The 19,287-nt window shown below is 71.2% G+C and carries 17 protein-coding genes; 15 read left to right on the top strand and 2 right to left on the bottom strand.

What is annotated here, in order from left to right; translation table 11 throughout:
- Positions 1 to 93: 93 nt before the first annotated feature.
- The gene (locus KUM40_RS13355) at positions 94 to 2,292 is read right to left on the bottom strand and encodes an elongation factor G-like protein EF-G2 (protein WP_217166055.1); all 2,199 of its coding nucleotides are present in this window, start codon (positions 2,290 to 2,292) and stop codon (positions 94 to 96) included.
- A 262-nt stretch (positions 2,293 to 2,554) separates the two neighbouring features.
- Here KUM40_RS13355 and pgsA point away from each other — a divergent pair, with 262 nt between their 5' ends.
- The 15 genes from pgsA (at position 2,555) to relA (ending at position 17,920) form a co-directional block, all read left to right on the top strand.
- Positions 2,555 to 3,223: a phosphatidylinositol phosphate synthase gene (pgsA, locus tag KUM40_RS13350; RefSeq protein WP_217166054.1), complete on the top strand. Its 669-nt coding sequence runs from the start codon at positions 2,555 to 2,557 to the stop codon at positions 3,221 to 3,223.
- A complete protein-coding gene (locus KUM40_RS13345) occupies positions 3,220 to 4,152 on the top strand; it encodes a phosphatidylinositol mannoside acyltransferase (protein WP_217166053.1) in 933 nt (310 codons plus the stop codon). Before pgsA ends, KUM40_RS13345 begins: the two co-directional genes overlap by 4 nt.
- A complete protein-coding gene (locus KUM40_RS13340) occupies positions 4,149 to 5,312 on the top strand; it encodes a glycosyltransferase family 4 protein (RefSeq protein ID WP_217166052.1) in 1,164 nt (387 codons plus the stop codon). The genes KUM40_RS13345 and KUM40_RS13340 overlap by 4 nt, the downstream gene beginning before the upstream one ends.
- Positions 5,313 to 5,352: 40 nt before the next feature.
- On the top strand, positions 5,353 to 5,904 hold the full coding sequence (locus KUM40_RS13335; RefSeq protein WP_217166051.1) for a hypothetical protein: 552 nt from the start codon (positions 5,353 to 5,355) through the stop codon (positions 5,902 to 5,904).
- 122 nt (positions 5,905 to 6,026) lie between these two features.
- Complete coding sequence (gene pdxS, locus KUM40_RS13330) at positions 6,027 to 6,938, top strand: pyridoxal 5'-phosphate synthase lyase subunit PdxS (RefSeq protein WP_217166050.1); 912 nt, start codon at positions 6,027 to 6,029, stop codon at positions 6,936 to 6,938.
- Positions 6,939 to 6,950: 12 nt separating this feature from the next.
- Positions 6,951 to 7,559 carry a pyridoxal 5'-phosphate synthase glutaminase subunit PdxT gene (gene pdxT / locus KUM40_RS13325; RefSeq protein ID WP_217166049.1) on the top strand — a complete coding sequence of 203 codons (609 nt, stop codon included), beginning with the start codon at positions 6,951 to 6,953 and terminating at the stop codon, positions 7,557 to 7,559.
- Between the two features lie 48 nt (positions 7,560 to 7,607).
- A complete protein-coding gene (locus KUM40_RS13320; RefSeq protein WP_217166048.1) occupies positions 7,608 to 8,360 on the top strand; it encodes a YebC/PmpR family DNA-binding transcriptional regulator in 753 nt (250 codons plus the stop codon).
- Between the two features lie 189 nt (positions 8,361 to 8,549).
- A complete protein-coding gene (gene ruvC / locus KUM40_RS13315; RefSeq protein ID WP_217166047.1) occupies positions 8,550 to 9,116 on the top strand; it encodes a crossover junction endodeoxyribonuclease RuvC in 567 nt (188 codons plus the stop codon).
- Entirely contained in the window at positions 9,113 to 9,718 is a 606-nt protein-coding gene (gene ruvA / locus KUM40_RS13310; RefSeq protein ID WP_217166046.1) for a Holliday junction branch migration protein RuvA, read from the top strand. Before ruvC ends, ruvA begins: the two co-directional genes overlap by 4 nt.
- Positions 9,719 to 9,779: 61 nt before the next feature.
- On the top strand, positions 9,780 to 10,853 hold the full coding sequence (gene ruvB / locus KUM40_RS13305; RefSeq protein ID WP_217166045.1) for a Holliday junction branch migration DNA helicase RuvB: 1,074 nt from the start codon (positions 9,780 to 9,782) through the stop codon (positions 10,851 to 10,853).
- A 175-nt stretch (positions 10,854 to 11,028) separates the two neighbouring features.
- Positions 11,029 to 11,565, top strand: coding sequence for a preprotein translocase subunit YajC (gene yajC, locus KUM40_RS13300; protein WP_217166044.1), 537 nt, complete (start codon positions 11,029 to 11,031; stop codon positions 11,563 to 11,565).
- A gap of 135 nt (positions 11,566 to 11,700) precedes the next feature.
- Entirely contained in the window at positions 11,701 to 13,512 is a 1,812-nt protein-coding gene (gene secD / locus KUM40_RS13295; RefSeq protein ID WP_217166043.1) for a protein translocase subunit SecD, read from the top strand.
- Between the two features lie 3 nt (positions 13,513 to 13,515).
- Positions 13,516 to 14,655: a protein translocase subunit SecF gene (secF, locus tag KUM40_RS13290; protein ID WP_217166042.1), complete on the top strand. Its 1,140-nt coding sequence runs from the start codon at positions 13,516 to 13,518 to the stop codon at positions 14,653 to 14,655.
- Positions 14,652 to 15,200 (top strand): adenine phosphoribosyltransferase, encoded by a 549-nt coding sequence (locus tag KUM40_RS13285; RefSeq protein WP_217166041.1) that lies wholly within the window; start codon positions 14,652 to 14,654, stop codon positions 15,198 to 15,200. The genes secF and KUM40_RS13285 overlap by 4 nt, the downstream gene beginning before the upstream one ends.
- Before the next feature lie 182 nt (positions 15,201 to 15,382).
- Complete coding sequence (gene relA, locus KUM40_RS13280) at positions 15,383 to 17,920, top strand: GTP pyrophosphokinase (protein WP_217166040.1); 2,538 nt, start codon at positions 15,383 to 15,385, stop codon at positions 17,918 to 17,920.
- A gap of 118 nt (positions 17,921 to 18,038) precedes the next feature.
- On the opposite strand, the gene KUM40_RS13275 is transcribed toward relA, so the two are convergent.
- Positions 18,039 to 19,268, bottom strand: a complete 1,230-nt coding sequence (locus KUM40_RS13275; protein WP_217166039.1) for a DUF349 domain-containing protein — start codon at positions 19,266 to 19,268, stop codon at positions 18,039 to 18,041.
- Positions 19,269 to 19,287: the final 19 nt, after the last annotated feature.

The following is a 19,287-nucleotide window of genomic DNA, read 5'->3' as shown; positions in this document are numbered from 1 at the left end:
CTGGCTCCATCACTACAATCACCACCGCCCCCACACCGCAACCGGCGGCAAACCACCCGTCACCAGGTTGACCAACGTCCCTGGGCAGTACAGCTAGGACGCCACCCGCACCTCCTCACGCAGTCGTTCCGCGACCTGCGCCGGCATCGGTTCGTGCCGTGCGTACCGGCGGTCGAAGCGCGCGGTGCCGTGCGAGAGGGAGCGCAGGTCCACCGCGTAGCGGCCGATCTCGATCTCGGGCACCTCGGCCCTGATCAGGGTCCGTCCGCCGCTGGTCTGCTCGGTGCCGAGCACCTTGCCGCGGCGTCCGGACAGATCGCTCATCACGGCGCCCACGTAGTCGTCGCCGACCAGCACGCCGACCTCGGCCACCGGCTCCAGCAGATGGATCCGCGCCTGTGCGGCGGCCTCCCGCAGTGCCAGCGCGCCGGCCGTCTGGAAGGCGGCGTCGGAGGAGTCCACCGAGTGCGCCTTGCCGTCGAGCAGTGTGATCCGGACGTCGATGAGCGGGTGGCCCGCGGCGACGCCCTTGGCCGCCTGTGCGCGCACGCCCTTCTCGACGGACGGGATGAACTGCCGGGGCACCGCGCCGCCGACCACCTTGTCCACGAACTCGATGCCCGAGCCGCCCGGCAGCGGCTCCACCTCGATCTCGCAGATGGCGTACTGGCCGTGGCCGCCGGACTGCTTGACGTGCCTGCCGCGCCCGGCCGCCCGGCCGCCGAACGTCTCGCGCAGGGAGACCCGGTGGGGTACGACGTCGACCTGGACGCCGTAGCGGCTGCGCAGCCGTTCGAGCGCCACCTCGGCGTGCGCCTCGCCCAGGCACCACAGGACCACCTGGTGGGTGTCCTGGTTGTGCTCCAGGCGCATCGTCGGGTCCTCGGCGACCAGCCGCGCCAGTCCCTGGGAGAGTTTGTCCTCGTCGGGTTTGCTGTGCGCCTCGATGGCCAGCGGCAGCAGCGGGTCGGGCATCTCCCAGGGGGCCATCAGCAGTGGGTCGTCCTTGGCCGAGAGCGTGTCCCCGGTCTCCGCGCGGCTCAGCTTGGCCACGCAGGCCAGGTCTCCCGCGATCACGTGGGTGACCGGCCGTTGCTGCTTGCCGAACGGTGTGGACAGGGCGCCGATGCGCTCGTCGACGTCGTGGTCCTCGTGGCCCCGGTCGGCCAGGCCGTGCCCGGAGACGTGCACCGTCTGGTCGGCGCGCAGGGTGCCGGAGAACAGGCGGATCAGCGAGATCCGGCCGACGTACGGGTCGGAGGAGGTCTTGACGACCTCGGCGACCAGCGACTCCTCGGGATCGCACATCCGCAGCTCGCGCCCGGCGCCCTCGGGTGTGGTGACCCGGGGTGCGGTGCGCTCCAGGGGAGTCGGGAACCCCCGCGTGACGAGTTCCAGGAGTTCGACGGTGCCCAGTCCCTGCCGGGCGCCCTCGGCGGCGGGTGCGGCGGCCAGGACCGGGAAGAACACCCCGCGCGCGACGGCCCGCTCCAGATCCTCGATGAGGGTCTTGACGTCGACCTGCTCGCCGCCGAGGTAGCGCTCCATGAGGGTCTCGTCCTCGCTCTCCGAGATGATCCCCTCGATCAGCATGCTGCGGGCCTCGTCGAGCTGCGGCAGTTGCTCCTCGCCCGGCTCGGACTCCTCGCGCCCGCCGGACGCGTAGTCGAACAGCTTCCGGGTCAGCAGGCCGACGAGCCCGGTCACGGGCGCGTGCCCGTCGGGGGTGGGCGGACCGTGCAGCGGCAGGTACAGCGGCAGTACGGCGTCGGGGTCGTCGCCGCCGAAGGCCTCCGCGCAGATCCGGGTCATGTCCTCGAAGTCCGCGCGGGCGGCCTCCAGGTGCGTGATGACGATGGCGCGCGGCATGCCGACGGCGGCGCACTCCTCCCAGACCATGCGGGTCGAGCCGTCCACCCCGTCGGAGGCCGAGACGACGAAGAGGGCCGCGTCCGCCGCGCGCAGACCGGCCCTCAGCTCACCGACGAAGTCGGCGTACCCGGGAGTGTCCAAGAGGTTGATCTTGATGCCGTCCCATTCGACCGGCACCAGGGAGAGCTGTACGGAGCGCTGCTGCCGGCGCTCCATGTCGTCGTAGTCCGAGACGCAGCCGCCGTCCTCCACGCGGCCCGCCCGGTTCACCGCTCCCGCTGTCAGCGCGAGAGCTTCCACCAGAGTCGTCTTGCCCGATCCGGAGTGGCCGACCAGCACCACATTCCGTACGGACGTGGGGTGGTCGGCCGCCGTTGCCCTTCCGGCGGCTCCGGGATGGGTGTGTGCCTTGTCGCCCATGTCCTTGCCTCCCGTGCACGGTGAGGTCACTGTGGGCGCGGACACGCGGGACCGCGTGCACTGGCGGCTCCGGCGACGCCCGCGGTCCTTCGAGCTTTCCACTCCCGTCACGCCGCGTCCATACGAACGACCCGATCCCGCGGCCCACCGGCCGCTCACCGACGGCTCAGGGTGCCCAGCCACCGGCCACGCGCGCGCGTGACTACGATGGGCCAGCCGGTGGCCAGCAAGGGCCGCGGCCACACCGACCGTCGGGAAGGCCATGCTGAACAAGTACGCGCGTGCATTTTTCACGCGTGTCCTCACACCGTTTGCCGCGTTTCTCATCCGCCGGGGCGTCAGCCCGGACACGGTCACGCTGCTCGGCACCGCCGGTGTGGTCGCGGGTGCACTGGTCTTCTACCCCATGGGTGAGTTCTTCTGGGGCACGGTGGTGATCACGCTCTTCGTCTTCTCCGACCTCGTCGACGGCAACATGGCCCGCCAGCTCGGCCGCTCCAGCCGCTGGGGCGCGTTCCTGGACTCCACGCTGGACCGGGTCGCCGACGGCGCCGTCTTCGGCGGCCTCGCCCTGTGGTACGCGGGCGGCGGTGACGACATCGTCCTGTGCGCAGTGTCGATCTTCTGCCTGGCCAGCGGCCAGGTGGTGTCGTACACCAAGGCGCGCGGCGAGGCGATCGGCCTGCCGGTCGCCGTGAACGGACTGGTGGAGCGCGCCGAGCGGCTCGTCATCTCGCTGGTCGCCGCCGGACTCGCGGGTCTGCACAAGTTCGGGGTGCCCGGCATCCAGTACCTGCTGCCGATCGCCCTGTGGATCGTCGCCGTCGGCAGCCTCGTCACGCTGGTCCAGCGGGTCGTCACGGTCCGCCGGGAGGCCGCCGAGGCGGATGCCGCCACGCAGGAGAGCCAGGGCACCGAGGCGGCGAAGTGAGCGCTCGGGACCGGCTGACCGACGGCCTGTACGGCGCCGGCTGGGGCACCGTGAAGAGGCTCCCCGAGCCCGCCGCCGTACGCCTCGGCCGCACCGTCGCGGACCTCGCCTGGAAGCAGCGCGGTACGGGCGTACGGCGCCTGGAGAGCAACTACGCGCGCGTGGTGCCGGACGCGGGCCCCGAGCGGCTCGCCGCCCTCTCGCGCGCGGGCATGCGCTCGTACCTGCGCTACTGGATGGAGTCCTTCCGGCTCCCGGCGTGGAGCACCGAGCGCGTCAAGGGCGGCTTCGCCCCTGAGGGCCTGCACCACCTCACCGGCGGCATGGACGCGGGCAGGGGCGTGATCCTCGCCCTCCCGCACCTGGCCAACTGGGACCTCGCAGGCGCCTGGGTCACCACCGAACTGGGCATCCCCTTCACCACGGTCGCCGAGCGCCTCAAGCCGGAGACCCTCTACGACCGTTTCGTCGCCTACCGCGAGGGCCTCGGCATGGAGGTCCTGCCGCACAGCGGCGGTACGGCGTTCGGCACGCTGGCCCGGCGGCTGCGCGAGGGCGGCCTGGTCTGCCTGGTCGCCGACCGCGACCTGTCCGCCTCCGGCGTGGAGGTCGGCTTCTTCGGCGACACGGCCCGCATGCCCGCAGGGCCCGCCCTGCTCGCCCAGCAGACGGGCGCACCGCTGCTGCCGGTGACGCTCTGGTACGACGACTCGCCCGTCATGCGGGGGCGGATCCATCCGCCGGTCGGGATCCCCGAGTCAGGTACCCGGGCCGAGAAGACGTCTGTCATGACACAGGCGCTGGCCGATGCCTTCGCCACGGGGATCGCCGACCACCCGGAGGACTGGCACATGCTCCAGCGCTTGTGGCTCAAAGACCTCGATCCCGCCAAGGCACCGGCGGCGGCCGACGGACAGGGCACGCCGTGAGGATCGGCATCGTCTGCCCGTACTCCTGGGACGTGCCGGGCGGCGTCCAGTTCCACATCAGGGATCTGGCCGAGTACTTCATCCGCCTCGGCCACGAGGTGTCCGTCCTCGCCCCCGCAGACGACGACACCCCGCTGCCCCCGTACGTCGTCTCCGCCGGCCGCGCGGTGCCGGTGCCGTACAACGGCTCGGTGGCCCGGCTGAACTTCGGCTTCCTGTCCGCGGCCCGGGTACGCCGCTGGCTGCACGACGGGTCGTTCGACGTCATCCACATCCACGAGCCGACCTCGCCCTCGCTCGGCCTGCTGGCCTGCTGGGCGGCGCAGGGCCCGATCGTGGCCACCTTCCACACCTCCAACCCGCGCTCCCGCGCGATGATCGCCGCGTACGCGATCCTCCAGGCCGCCCTGGAGAAGATCAGCGCGCGCATCGCGGTGAGTGAGTACGCCCGTCGCACGCTCGTCGAGCACCTCGGCGGGGACGCCGTCGTCATCCCCAACGGCGTCGACGTGGACTTCTTCGCCGACGCCGAGCCCAAGAGCGAGTGGCAGGGCGACACGATCGGCTTCATAGGGCGTATCGACGAGCCCCGCAAGGGCCTGCCGGTGCTGATGCGGGCCCTGCCGAAGATCCTCGCCGCCCGCCCGCGGACCCGCCTGCTGGTCGCCGGGCGCGGCGACGAGGAGGAGGCCGTCGAGAGCCTGCCCGGGGAGCTGCGTTCCCGGGTGGAGTTCCTCGGCATGATCAGCGACCAGGACAAGGCCCGCCTGCTGCGCAGCGTCGACCTGTACGTGGCGCCCAACACCGGCGGCGAGAGCTTCGGGATCATCCTCGTCGAGGCCATGTCGGCCGGCGCCCCCGTGCTCGCGGCCGACCTGGACGCCTTCGCGCAGGTACTCGACCAGGGGGCGGCCGGCGCACTCTTCCCCAACGAGGACGCCGACGCCCTCGCCGACGCGGCCCTGCGGCTGCTGGCCGACCCGGAAGCCCGGGCCGTTCTGCGGGAGCGGGGCAGCGCCCACGTACGGCGCTTCGACTGGTCCACGGTCGGCGCCGACATCCTGTCCGTCTACGAGACGGTCACGGCGGGCGCGGCGGCGGTGGCCACCGACGAACGGGCGACGGGCCTGCGGGCCCGTTTCGGACTGGCGAGGGACTGACCCGCCTGCGGCCGGGGGCCCACCGATAGGGTTGCCGTCCGTGACCGCAACCCTCATCTGGATCCTGGTCGTCCTGGCCGTCCTCGTCGCCGTCGGCCTGTATCTGAGCTGGACGGCGGGCCGGCTGGACCGGCTGCACGCCCGGATCGACGCCGCCCGTGCCGCGCTGGACGCGCAGTTGCTGCGCAGGGCGTCCGTGGCCCAGGAACTCGCCACCTCGGGCGTGCTCGACCCCGCCGCCTCCATCGTCCTGTACGAGGCCGCGCACGCCGCCCGGCAGGCCGAGGAGGAGCTGCGGGAGGTCGCCGAGAGCGAGCTGAGCCAGGCCCTGCGGGCCGTGTTCGCCGATCCGCAGCAGGTGGACGTCCTGCGCGAGGCGCCCGGGGGAGAGGAGGCGGCCCACGAGCTGGCCGAGGCCGTGCGGCGCGTCCCGATGGCCCGGCGCTTCCACAACGACGCGGTGGGGGCCGCCCGCAGGCTGCGCGAGCACCGCAAGGTCCGCTGGTTCCGCCTCGCCGGACACGCCCCCTTCCCGCCGGCCTTCGAGATGGACGACGAGTCACCGGCGGCCCTGGTCGAACGGGCCGCGTAACCCCGGTCCGAGGGTCCACGCGCCGAAAACGATCCACCGCCTTCTCATTGGCTCTTGCTGTGGCCTGCTCGCCTCGCGTTTCCTCGTTGCTGCACAAACCCCTTCCCCTCAGCGAGGTACCCGTGTCCAGCACGCTCTCCGAAAACCAGGCACCCGAGACCGGCACCGCCCGGGTGAAGCGCGGCATGGCCGAGCAGCTCAAGGGCGGCGTCATCATGGACGTCGTCACGCCGGAGCAGGCGAAGATCGCCGAGGACGCGGGCGCCGTCGCCGTCATGGCGCTGGAGCGGGTCCCGGCCGACATCCGCAAGGACGGCGGGGTGGCCCGCATGTCCGACCCGGACATGATCGAGGGCATCATCGGCGCCGTCTCCATCCCCGTGATGGCCAAGTCCCGCATCGGCCACTTCGTGGAGGCCCAGGTCCTGCAGTCCCTCGGCGTCGACTACATCGACGAGTCCGAGGTCCTCACCCCGGCCGACGAGGTCAACCACAGCGACAAGTTCGCCTTCACGACCCCCTTCGTGTGCGGCGCCACCAACCTGGGCGAGGCCCTGCGCCGGATCACCGAGGGCGCCGCGATGATCCGCTCCAAGGGCGAGGCCGGCACCGGCAACGTCGTCGAGGCCGTCCGCCACCTGCGCCAGATCAAGAACGAGATCGCCCGGCTGCGCGGCTACGACAACAACGAGCTGTACGCCGCCGCCAAGGAGCTGCGCGCCCCGTACGAGCTGGTCAGGGAGGTCTCCGAACTGGGCAGGCTCCCCGTGGTGCTCTTCTCCGCGGGCGGCGTCGCCACCCCGGCCGACGCCGCGCTCATGCGTCAGCTCGGCGCCGAGGGCGTCTTCGTCGGCTCCGGCATCTTCAAGTCCGGCGACCCGGCCAAGCGCGCCGCCGCCATCGTGAAGGCGACCACCTTCTACGACGACCCGAAGGTCGTCGCGGAGGCGTCCCGCAACCTCGGCGAGGCCATGGTCGGCATCAACTGCGACACCCTGCCCGAGACCGAGCGCTACGCCAACCGCGGCTGGTAGGGCACGGAACCCATGAGTGACACCCCGGTCATCGGCGTCCTGGCCCTCCAGGGCGACGTACGGGAGCACCTCGTCGCCCTGGCCGCGGCCGACTCCGTGGCCAGGCCGGTGCGGCGCCCCGAGGAACTCGCCGAGGTGGACGGCCTGGTCCTGCCCGGCGGCGAGTCCACCACCATCTCCAAACTGGCCGTCCTCTTCGGAGTGATGGACCCCCTCCGCGCGCGCGTGCGGGACGGTCTGCCCGTCTACGGCACCTGCGCCGGCATGATCATGCTGGCCGACAAGATCCTCGACCCGCGCTCGGGGCAGGAGACGGTCGGCGGCATCGACATGATCGTGCGCCGCAACGCCTTCGGACGGCAGAACGAGTCCTTCGAGGCGGCCGTCGCCCTCGATGGCGTCGAGGGCGCCCCGGTGGAGGGCGTCTTCATCCGCGCGCCCTGGGTGGAGTCCGTGGGCGCCGCGGCCGAGGTGCTCGCCGAGCACGACGGCCACATCGTCGCGGTCCGCCAGGGCAACGCGCTGGCCACGTCGTTCCACCCGGAGCTGACCGGCGACCACCGCGTGCACCGCCTCTTCGCCGACATGGTGCGCGCGAACCGGGCAGCGGAGTCCTTGTAGGATTCCTGCGTTCGTTGCAGAGATGGGTTACGCGAAGGAGACAGGCAGATGTCCGGCCACTCTAAATGGGCTACGACGAAGCACAAGAAGGCCGTGATCGACGCCAAACGCGGCAAGCTCTTCGCGAAGCTGATCAAGAACATCGAGGTCGCGGCCCGGATGGGTGGCGTCGACATCGAGGGCAACCCGACGCTGTACGACGCCATCCAGAAGGCGAAGAAGCAGTCGGTGCCGAACAAGAACATCGACTCCGCGGTCAAGCGGGGCGGTGGCCTCGAGGCGGGCGGCGCCGACTACGAGACGATCATGTACGAGGGTTACGGCCCGAACGGCGTCGCGGTGCTCATCGAGTGCCTCACCGACAACCGCAACCGCGCCGCCTCCGACGTGCGCGTCGCCATGACCCGCAACGGCGGCTCCATGGCCGACCCGGGCTCGGTGTCGTACCTGTTCCACCGCAAGGGCGTCGTGATCGTACCCAAGGGCGAGCTGGGCGAGGACGACGTCCTGACCGCCGTCCTGGACGCGGGCGCCGAGGAGGTCAACGACCTCGGCGAGTCCTTCGAGGTCCTCAGCGAGGCCACCGACCTGGTCGCGGTCCGCACCGCCCTCCAGGGCGCGGGCATCGACTACGAGTCCGCCGACGCCAACTTCGTCCCGACCATGCAGGTCGAGCTGGACGAGGAGGGCGCCCGGAAGATCTTCCGGCTCATCGACGCCCTGGAGGACAGCGACGACGTGCAGAACGTCTTCGCCAACTTCGACGTGAGCGACGAGGTCATGGAGAAGGTGGACGCGTAGCGCGTCCCCCGCACGGCGGGCCGACGGGGACACACCCTGTCGGCCCGTCGCCCTGTCAGTGGCACCCGATAGCCTGGCGCACATCAAAGATCACCACCCGCGGACCGCAATCATCAATTGAGCAACCCCGATGGTGACCAGCCAGGTCCGCGAGAGCGGCGGCGGTTTAGCCGCAAAGGAGGCGGGGCGTTGCGCGTACTGGGGGTGGACCCGGGGCTGACCCGTTGCGGGGTCGGCGTCGTGGAGGGCGTCGCGGGCCGACCGCTCACCATGATCGGCGTCGGCGTCGTCCGCACGCCCGCGGACGCCGACCTCGGCCACCGTCTCGTCGCCGTCGAGCAGGGCATCGAGCAGTGGCTGGACGAGCACCGGCCGGACTGCGTCGCCGTGGAGCGCGTCTTCAGCCAGCACAACGTCCGTACGGTCATGGGCACCGCCCAGGCCAGCGCCGTCGCGATCCTGTGCGCCTCGCGCCGCGGCATCCCCGTCGCTCTGCACACCCCCAGCGAGGTCAAGGCGGCCGTCACCGGCAGCGGCCGCGCCGACAAGGCACAGGTCGGCGCCATGGTCACCCGGCTGCTGCGGCTCGCCGCGCCGCCCAAGCCCGCCGACGCCGCCGACGCCCTCGCGCTCGCCATCTGCCACATCTGGCGCGCCCCCGCGCAAAACCGCCTCCAGCAGGCCGTGGCCCGGCACGCCCCGAAAGCCCCGCAGACCGCCCGCACCCCGCCCGCACCGAAAGGCCGTACGGCATGATCGCCTTCGTCAGCGGTACCGTCGCCGCCCTCGCTCCCGACGCCGCGGTGGTCGAGGTCGGCGGCGTCGGCATGGCCGTCCAGTGCACGCCGAACACCCTCTCGACCCTCAGGCTCGGCAAGCCCGCCAAGCTCGCCACCTCCCTCGTCGTCCGCGAGGACTCGCTCACGCTCTACGGCTTCGCCGACGACGACGAGCGCCAGGTCTTCGAGCTGCTCCAGACGGCCAGCGGCGTCGGCCCCCGCCTGGCCCAGGCGATGCTGGCCGTGCACAACCCCGACGCCCTGCGCAGAGCCGTCTCCACCGGCGACGAGAAGGCGCTCACCGCCGTGCCCGGCATCGGCAAGAAGGGCGCGCAGAAGCTGCTCCTGGAGCTGAGGGACCGGCTCGGCGAGCCGATCGGCGCCCCCGCGGTCGGCGCCCCGGTCAGCACCGGCTGGCGCGACCAGTTGCACGCCGCGCTGATCGGCCTCGGGTATGCGACCCGCGAGGCCGACGAGGCCGTGACCGCCGTGGCCCCCCGAGCCGAGGCCGCCGAGGGCACGCCGCAGGTGGGGCAGCTCCTGAAGGCGGCCCTGCAGACCCTGAACCGCGCCCGCTGACCACACCCCCCGAACTCCCGAACCGCGCCCCACCAGCCACCCACCGACCCACGAGGCACACATGAACTGGGACGACACGACCGACGCGGAGGCCGCCGCCGAGCGGCTGGTGGGCGCTGTCGCCGACGGCGAGGACCAGGCCGTGGAGGCGGCCCTGCGCCCCAAGGACCTGGGCGAGTTCATCGGACAGGAGAAGGTCCGCGAGCAGCTCGACCTGGTGCTGCGGGCCGCACGCGCGCGCGGGGCGACCGCCGACCACGTGCTCCTCTCCGGCGCTCCCGGCCTCGGCAAGACCACCCTCTCGATGATCATCGCGGCCGAGATGGAAGCCCCCATCCGCATCACCTCGGGACCCGCCATCCAGCACGCGGGCGACCTCGCGGCGATCCTCTCCTCGCTCCAGGAGGGCGAGGTCCTCTTCCTCGACGAGATCCACCGCATGTCGCGGCCCGCCGAGGAGATGCTCTACATGGCCATGGAGGACTTCCGGGTCGACGTCATCGTCGGCAAGGGCCCGGGCGCCACCGCCATCCCCCTGGAGCTGCCCCCGTTCACCCTGGTCGGCGCCACCACGCGCGCGGGGCTGCTGCCGCCCCCGCTGCGCGACCGCTTCGGCTTCACCGCCCACATGGAGTTCTACGGACCGGCCGAACTGGAACGCGTCATCCACCGCTCCGCCGGTCTGCTCGACGTCCAGATCGACACCGTCGGCGCCGCCGAGATCGCCGGCCGCTCCCGCGGCACCCCCCGTATCGCCAACCGCCTGCTGCGCCGGGTCCGCGACTACGCCCAGGTCAAGGCCGACGGTCTGATCACCCAGGAGATCGCCGCGGCCGCCCTCGCGGTCTACGAGGTCGACGAGCGGGGCCTCGACCGCCTCGACCGGGGAGTGCTGGAGGCCCTCCTCAAGCTGTTCGGCGGCGGACCGGTCGGCCTGTCCACGCTCGCCGTCGCCGTGGGGGAGGAGCGTGAGACAGTGGAGGAGGTCGCCGAACCCTTCCTCGTACGGGAGGGGCTGCTCGCCCGCACCCCACGCGGGCGGGTCGCGACGCCGGCCGCTTGGGCCCACCTCGGCCTCACCCCGCCGCGTTCGCAGGGTTCCGGAAACGGACAACAGGACCTGTTCGGGGCGTGACGACCCCGTCACGAGCGGCACATTCGCCGGAGCAGGAACCCCGGTGCCATGCTGAGCGTTGTTCCATGCGCGCGGACTCGCTTAGACTCCGCCGATGCCGTCCTTGCCGGCGGCGTACACACCCCCAACCATCAGGCCGCTCACCATCGCGGTCGTGTGAAGGAAGTACCGACCCGTGAGTCTCGTGACCCTCCTCCCGTTCATCGTGCTCATCGGGGCCATGTTCCTGATGACCCGGTCGGCGAAGAAGAAGCAGCAGCAGGCCGCCAACATGCGGAACGAGATGCAGCCCGGATCCGGTGTCCGCACCATCGGGGGCATGTACGCCACGGTCAAGGAGGTCAACGAGGACACGGTCCTCCTCGACGCCGGCCCGGGCGTCGACCTGCTCTTCGCCAAGAACTCCATCGGTGCCGTCCTCACCGACGACGAGTACAACCGCATCGTCCACGGCATCGAGCACGACCTGAAGTCGGACTCGGACGTCGTCCCGGACGACGCCTCCTCCCTCACCGAGACCGACGCCCCCGCCGACGCCGCCTCCGACGACAAGTCCGTCGACCTCGGCAAGAAGGCCGCCGAGCCGGACGACAAGCCGGACGACGAGCCCGCCGCCGAGCCGGCCGACGAGCCGACGGTCGACGCCGCGCCCGCCGAGGCGAAGGCGGACGAGCAGGCGAAGAAGTCCGACGGCGGTTCCGAGGCGAAGTAGGCCGTGCCCCCCGGGGTGCGCGGGACGTTCCCGCGCATCCCGTGTGACGCGCGGCTCGCACGGATCCGGACACCATGTGATGGCCGCCGGTGACGCCTTCCCGGCGCGAAGCGGCCCGAGAGGGAGTACGCAAAGGTGGTAGCACCTAAAAAGGGAAAGAATGCGAGCGCTCAGAGTAAGCCCGGGCGCTCGCTGGCCCTGATTCTGATCGCCATCGTGGCGCTCACCGGAGGCATGTTCGCCTCCGGACACACGACTCCGCGTCTCGGTATCGACCTGGCCGGCGGCACCAGCATCACGCTCCGGGCCGTGCCGGAAGAGGGCCAGGAGTCCGCGATCAACAAGACCAACATGGACACCGCGGTCGAGATCATGAACCGCCGTGTCAATGGTCTGGGTGTTTCCGAGGCCGAGGTTCAGACCCAGGGCGACCGGAACATCATCGTCAACATTCCCAAGGGGACGAACTCGAAGGAAGCCCGGGCACAGGTCGGCACCACCGCCAAGCTCTACTTCCGTCCGGTCCTCGCCACCGAGCTCTCCGGCGCGGGCGCCACCGGCACCCCCTCGGCGAGCGAGACGGGCGGCGCCTCGGACAAGGCGACCGACAAGGCCACGGACAAGGCGTCCGACAAGGCGTCCGACAAGGACAAGGCCACCGACGGGGACAAGGCGAGCGGCACGCCGTCCGACTCCGCCTCGGCGAGCGCCACCAGCCAGGGCCGCGCCGCCAGCGACGCCCTGAAGGCGGACCCGAGCCCGTCCGCGACGAGCTCCGACGGCGCCTCCCCGTCCCCGAGCGCCAGCGCCTCCGGCGACGACGCCACCGCCAAGCTCCAGCAGCAGTACGCGGCCCTGGACTGCACCGACAAGGGCGCCCGCGCCACGGCCGGCGACGGATCCAAGCCCGCCGACTCGATGGTGGCCTGCGGCCAGAACTCGCAGGGCCAGTGGCAGAAGTACATCCTCGGCCCCGCGGCGGTCGACGGCACCGAGGTCGACGAGGCCGAGGCCGTCTACAACACGCAGACCGCCGCCGGCTGGACCGTGACGATGAAGTTCACGGACGAGGGCTCCAAGAAGTTCGCGGACGTCACCGGCAAGCTGGCCCAGAACCAGTCCCCGCAGAACCAGTTCGCCATCGTCCTGGACAACGAGGTCGTCTCCGACCCCTACGTCAGCCAGGCGCTCACCGGCGGCAGCGCGGAGATCTCCGGCAGCTTCGACCAGGAGGAGGCCCAGGGCCTCGCCAACATGCTGTCCTACGGCGCGTTGCCGCTGACCTTCAAGGAGGACAGCGTCACCACCGTCACCGCCGCGCTCGGCGGTGATCAGCTCAGGGCCGGTCTGATCGCGGGCGCGATCGGCCTCGCCCTGGTCGTCATCTACCTGCTGCTGTACTACCGCGGCCTGTCGTTCATCGCCGTCTGCTCGCTGCTCGTCTCGGCCGGTCTCACCTACGTGATCATGTCGCTGCTCGGCCCGACCATCGGCTTCGCGCTGAACCTGCCGGCCGTGTGCGGTGCCATCGTCGCCATCGGCATCACGGCGGACTCGTTCATCGTGTACTTCGAACGCGTCCGCGACGAGATCCGGGAGGGCCGCACGCTGCGTCCCGCCGTCGAGCGGGCCTGGCCGCGCGCCCGGCGCACCATCCTGGTCTCCGACTTCGTCTCCTTCCTCGCCGCCGCGGTGCTCTTCATCGTCTCCGTCGGCAAGGTGCAGGGCTTCGCCTTCACGCTGGGTCTGACGACCCTGCTCGACGTCGTGGTGGTGTTCCTCTTCACCAAGCCGCTGCTGACGCTGATGGCCCGGCGCAAGTTCTTCGCGAGCGGTCACAAGTGGTCCGGCCTCGACCCCAAGGCCCTGGGTGCCAAGCCTCCGCTGCGCCGCACCCGCCGTCCGTCCCGTCCTGCCGCCGGCCCTGTCGACCCGAAGGAGGCGTGAGAGATGTCGAAGCTCGGCACACTCGGCGCCCGTCTGCATCACGGCGAGGTCGGCTACGACTTCGTCAAGAACCGCAAGATCTGGTACGGCATCTCGATCCTCATCACCATCACGGCCATCCTCGGCCTGGCGGTGCGCGGACTGCACATGGGCATCGAGTTCCAGGGCGGCGCGGTCTTCACCACCCCGAAGAACATGAGCGCCTCGGTCTCCCAGGCCGAGACCTGGGCGGAAGAGGCCTCCGGCCACGACGCGATCGTCCAGAAGCTCGGTGACGGCAGCCTCCGCATCCAGATCTCGGGCACCGACACCCAGAAGTCGGACCAGATCAAGGAAGACCTCTCCAAGGACCTGGACGTCCCGGCGGAGAAGATCAACGCCGACCTGGTCGGCCCGAGCTGGGGTGACCAGATCGCGAACAAGGCCTGGCAGGGCCTCGGGATCTTCATGGTCCTCGTGGTGATCTACCTGGCGATCGCGTTCGAGTGGCGCATGGCGCTCGCCGCGTTCGTCGCGCTGATCCACGACATCACCATCACGGTCGGCATCTACGCCCTCGTCGGTTTCGAGGTCACACCCGGCACGGTGATCGGTCTGCTCACGATCCTCGGTTACTCGCTCTACGACACGGTCGTCGTCTTCGACAGCCTCAAGGAGCAGACGAAGGACATCACCAAGCAGACCCGCTGGACCTACGCGGAGATCGCCAACCGCTCGATCAACAGCACCCTGGTCCGCTCCATCAACACCACGGTGGTCGCGCTGCTGCCGGTGGCGGGCCTGCTGTTCATCGGCGGCGGTTTCCTCGGCGCCGGCATGCTCAACGACATCTCGCTGTCGCTGTTCGTCGGTCTCGCCGCGGGCGCGTACTCGTCGATCTTCATCGCCACGCCGCTCGTCGCCGACCTCAAGGAGGCCGAGCCGCAGATGAAGGCCCTCAAGAAGCGGGTCCTCGCCAAGCGTGCCCAGGCGGCGGCCAAGGGTGAGCCGGCGGACTCCGCCGTCGCCGAGGGGTCCTACGCCGAGGACGGAGCCGACGGGGGAGACGAGCCCGACGACGCGGCTCCCGCGGTCGTCGGTCCCCGCAACCAGCCCGCGTCCCGCGGCCGGGGCCGCGGCCGGCCCTCGGGGAAGCGCCGATGACCGGGACGACCGACATCACGGAGCTGCTCCTCAGCCGTATCCGGGATGTGGCGGACCACCCGGAGCCGGGCGTGGTGTTCAAGGACATCACCCCACTCCTGGCGGACCCGGCGGCGTTCACCGTCCTGACCGACGCGCTCGCCGAGGTCGCCGGGGACACCGGCGCCACCAAGGTCGTCGGCCTGGAGGCCCGGGGCTTCATCCTGGGCGCCCCGGTGGCCCTGCGGGCGGGCCTCGGCTTCATCCCCGTACGCAAGGCGGGCAAGCTCCCCGGAGCCACCCTCAGCCAGGCGTACGACCTGGAGTACGGCTCCGCCGAGATCGAGGTGCACGCCGAGGACCTGACCGCGGGCGACCGGGTACTGGTCGTCGACGACGTCCTCGCCACCGGCGGCACCGCCGAGGCCTCGCTGGAGCTGATCCGCCGGGCCGGCGCCGAGGTCGTCGGCCTCGCCGTCCTGATGGAGCTGGGCTTCCTCGGCGGCCGCGCCCGCCTGGAGCCCGCTCTGGCAGGGGCACCGCTGAAGGCGCTGCTCACGGTCTGAGCGCGCCGAGAGCACCCACCGCACGACGTGAGGCGGGCCCGGAGGAATCCGGCGCCCGCCTCAGGCGTTGCAGGTGTTGACGGCCCTCACATCGGCCTGCAGGCGATCCCGCGGCGCAGGATCGCTACCATGGGGTTTCCGGAGCCTGACCGGGCGAGCCGGATCGCGCACGAGGAGTCCTCTTGCCAGACGAGGCCCAGCCACTGACCGCCGCAAAGCCCGAGTCCGCCTCGGCGCCCGCGGCGAAGCCCGCGCCGAGCGAGCCCCAGGCGAAGAACGACACGCGCGGGCCGATCAAGCACGCCCCGTCCACGCCGGTCGACAAGCCGGCCGAGCAGCAGCCACGCCCCAAGGCGCTGCCGCCCGAGCGCGCGCAGAACGCTCCCGTGGTCCGCGCCCCCTCCGGGCAGCCCGCCCGCTCCGGCTCCTCCAACCGCGTCCGCGCCCGCCTCGCCCGCCTCGGCGTCCAGCGCGCCAACCCGTACAACCCGGTCCTGGAGCCGCTGCTGCGCATAGTGCGCGGCAACGACCCCAAGATCGAGACGTCGACCCTGCGCCAGATCGAGCGCGCCTACCAGGTCGCCGAGCGCTGGCACCGCGGCCAGAAGCGCAAGAGCGGCGACCCGTACATCACGCACCCGCTCGCCGTCACCACCATCCTCGCCGAGCTGGGCATGGACCCCGCCACGCTGATGGCCGGGCTGCTGCACGACACCGTCGAGGACACCGAGTACGGCCTGGAGGACCTGCGCCGCGACTTCGGCGACGTGGTCACCCTGCTCGTCGACGGCGTCACCAAGCTGGACAAGGTCAAGTTCGGCGAGGCCGCGCAGGCCGAGACCGTGCGCAAGATGGTCGTCGCCATGGCCAAGGACCCGCGCGTCCTGGTCATCAAGCTCGCCGACCGCCTGCACAACATGCGCACCATGCGCTACCTCAAGCGCGAGAAGCAGGAGAAGAAGGCGCGCGAGACCCTGGAGATCTACGCGCCGCTCGCCCACCGGCTGGGCATGAACACCATCAAGTGGGAGCTGGAGGACCTCGCCTTCGCGATCCTCTACCCCAAGATGTACGACGAGATCGTCCGCCTGGTCGCCGAGCGCGCCCCCAAGCGCGACGAGTACCTGGCCGTCGTCACCGACGAGGTCCAGCAGGACCTGCGCGCGGCCCGCATCAAGGCGACCGTCACCGGCCGCCCCAAGCACTACTACAGCGTCTACCAGAAGATGATCGTCCGCGGCCGTGACTTCGCGGAGATCTACGACCTGGTGGGCATCCGCGTCCTGGTGGACACCGTCCGCGACTGCTACGCGGCGCTCGGCACGGTCCACGCCCGCTGGAACCCGGTTCCGGGGCGGTTCAAGGACTACATCGCGATGCCCAAGTTCAACATGTACCAGTCGCTGCACACGACGGTCATCGGCCCCGGCGGCAAGCCGGTCGAGCTGCAGATCCGCACCTTCGACATGCACCGCCGCGCCGAGTACGGCATCGCCGCGCACTGGAAGTACAAGCAGGAGGCCGTGGCAGGGGCCTCCAAGGTGCGCACCGACGCCCCCAAGTCGTCCGGCAAGAGCAAGGACGACCACCTCAACGACATGGCGTGGCTGCGGCAGCTCCTGGACTGGCAGAAGGAGACCGAGGACCCCGGCGAGTTCCTGGAGTCCCTGCGCTTCGACCTCTCCCGCAACGAGGTCTTCGTCTTCACGCCCAAGGGCGACGTCATAGCGCTCCCGGCCGGGGCCACCCCCGTGGACTTCGCCTACGCCGTCCACACCGAGGTCGGCCACCGCACCATAGGGGCACGGGTCAACGGGCGGCTCGTCCCGCTGGAGTCCACCCTGGACAACGGCGACCTGGTGGAGGTCTTCACCTCCAAGGCGGCCGGCGCGGGCCCGTCCCGCGACTGGCTGGGCTTCGTCAAGTCGCCGCGCGCCCGCAACAAGATCCGCGCCTGGTTCTCCAAGGAGCGCCGCGACGAGGCGATCGAGCACGGCAAGGACGCCATCGTCCGCGCCATGCGCAAGCAGAACCTGCCGATCCAGCGCATCCTGACCGGCGACTCCCTGGTCACGCTCGCCCACGAGATGCGCTACTCGGACATCTCCGCGCTGTACGCGGCGATCGGCGAGGGCCATGTCTCCGCGCAGAACATCGTGCAGAAGCTGGTCCAGGCGCTGGGCGGCGAGGAGGCCGCCACCGAGGAGATCGACGAGTCGATCCCGCCGGCCCGCGGCCGCAAGCGCCGGACCAACGCCGACCCGGGCGTCGTCGTCAAGGGCGTCGACGACGTGTGGATCAAGCTGGCCCGCTGTTGTACGCCCGTTCCCGGCGACCCCATCATCGGCTTCGTCACCCGCGGCAGCGGCGTCTCCGTGCACCGCAGCGACTGCGTGAACGTGGACTCGCTGTCCCGCGAGCCGGAGCGCATCCTCGAGGTCGAGTGGGCCCCCAGCCAGTCCTCCGTCTTCCTGGTCGCCATCCAGGTCGAGGCCCTGGACCGCTCGCGGCTGCTGTCGGACGTCACGCGCGTGCTGTCCGACCAGCACGTCAACATCCTCTCCGCGGCCGTCCAGACCTCCCGCGACCGCGTGGCCACCTCCCGCTTCACCTTCGAGATGGGCGACCCGAAGCACCTCGGTCACGTCCTGAAGGCCGTACGCGGCGTCGAGGGCGTCTACGACGTGTACCGGGTGACATCGGCGCGCAGGCCGTCGTAGCGGGCGCTCACACAGGCACAGGGGCTCCCGTACGGCGTGTACGGGAGCCCCTGTGCGGTTGAGCGTGTGCGTCGGCCGCGTGTGGCCGGGTGGCCGGGTGGCCGTGTGCGGCCGGGTGTCAGCCGCCGAACTCGTGCAGCCCCTTGAGCGCCTGGTCAAGCAGCGCCTGCCGGCCCTCCAGCTCACGCCCGAGCTTGTCCGCCTTGGCGTTGTTGCCCTGGGCGCGCGCCTGCTCGATCTGGGAGCGCAGCTTGTCCACGGCGGCCTGGAGCTGACCGGTCAGACCCTCGGCACGCGCGCGTGCCTCCGGGTTGGTCCGGCGCCACTCGGTCTCCTCGGCGTCCTGGAGCGCCCGCTCGACCGCGTGCATCCGGCCCTCGACCTTCGGCCGGGCGTCGCGCGGCACGTGGCCGATGGCCTCCCAGCGCTCGTTGACCGAGCGGAACGCGGCACGGGCCGCCTTCAGGTCGGTGACCGGGACGAGCTTCTCGGCCTCCTCGGCCAGCTCCTCCTTGAGCTTCAGGTTCTCCGTCTGCTCCGCGTCCCGCTCGGCGAAGACCGAGCTGCGGGCGGCGAAGAACACGTCCTGGGCGCCGCGGAAGCGGTTCCACAGGTCGTCCTCGTGCTCGCGCTGGGCGCGGCCCGCCGCCTTCCACTCGGACATCAGGTCGCGGTAGCGCGCGGCCGTCGGTCCCCAGTCCGTCGAGTTGGAGAGCGCCTCGGCGTCGGAGACCAGCCGCTCCTTGGTCCGCCGGGCCTCCTCGCGCTGCGCGTCGAGCTGCGCGAAGTGCTGCTTGCGGCGCTTGGAGAACGCCGAGCGCGCGTGCGAGAAGCGGTGCCACAGCTCGTCGTCGGACTTGCGGTCCAGACGCGGCAGGCCCTTCCAGGTGTCGACCAGGGACCGCAGCCGCTCACCGGCCGCCCGCCACTGGTCCGAGCGGGCCAGCTCCTCGGCCTCGGCGACCAGTGCCTCCTTGGCGCCGCGCGCCTCGTCGGACTGCTTGGCGCGCTGGGCCTTACGCTCCTCGCGCCGGGTCTCCACCAGCGCGACGAGCTTGTCCAGCCGGGCCCGCAGGGCTTCCAGGTCGCCGACCGCGTGGTGCGCGTCCACCTGCTCCCGCAGATGGTCGACGGCGGTCTGGGCGTCCTTCGCCGACAGGTCGGTGGTCTTCACCCGCTTCTCGAGGAGGCCGATCTCGACAACCAGGCCTTCGTACTTGCGTTCGAAGTAGGCCAGTGCCTCCTCGGGGGAGCCTGCCTGCCAGGAGCCGACGACCTTCTCGCCGTCGGCCGTACGCACGTACACGGTCCCCGTCTCGTCGACGCGGCCCCACGGGTCGCTGCTCACAGCGCCTCCTCCACATGAT

This window comes from Streptomyces sp. AC512_CC834 (assembly GCF_019049325.1).
Lineage (GTDB): Bacteria > Actinomycetota > Actinomycetes > Streptomycetales > Streptomycetaceae > Streptomyces.
Note: the sequence above shows the minus strand (reverse complement) of the source record. Positions and strands in the feature narration are given on the sequence as shown.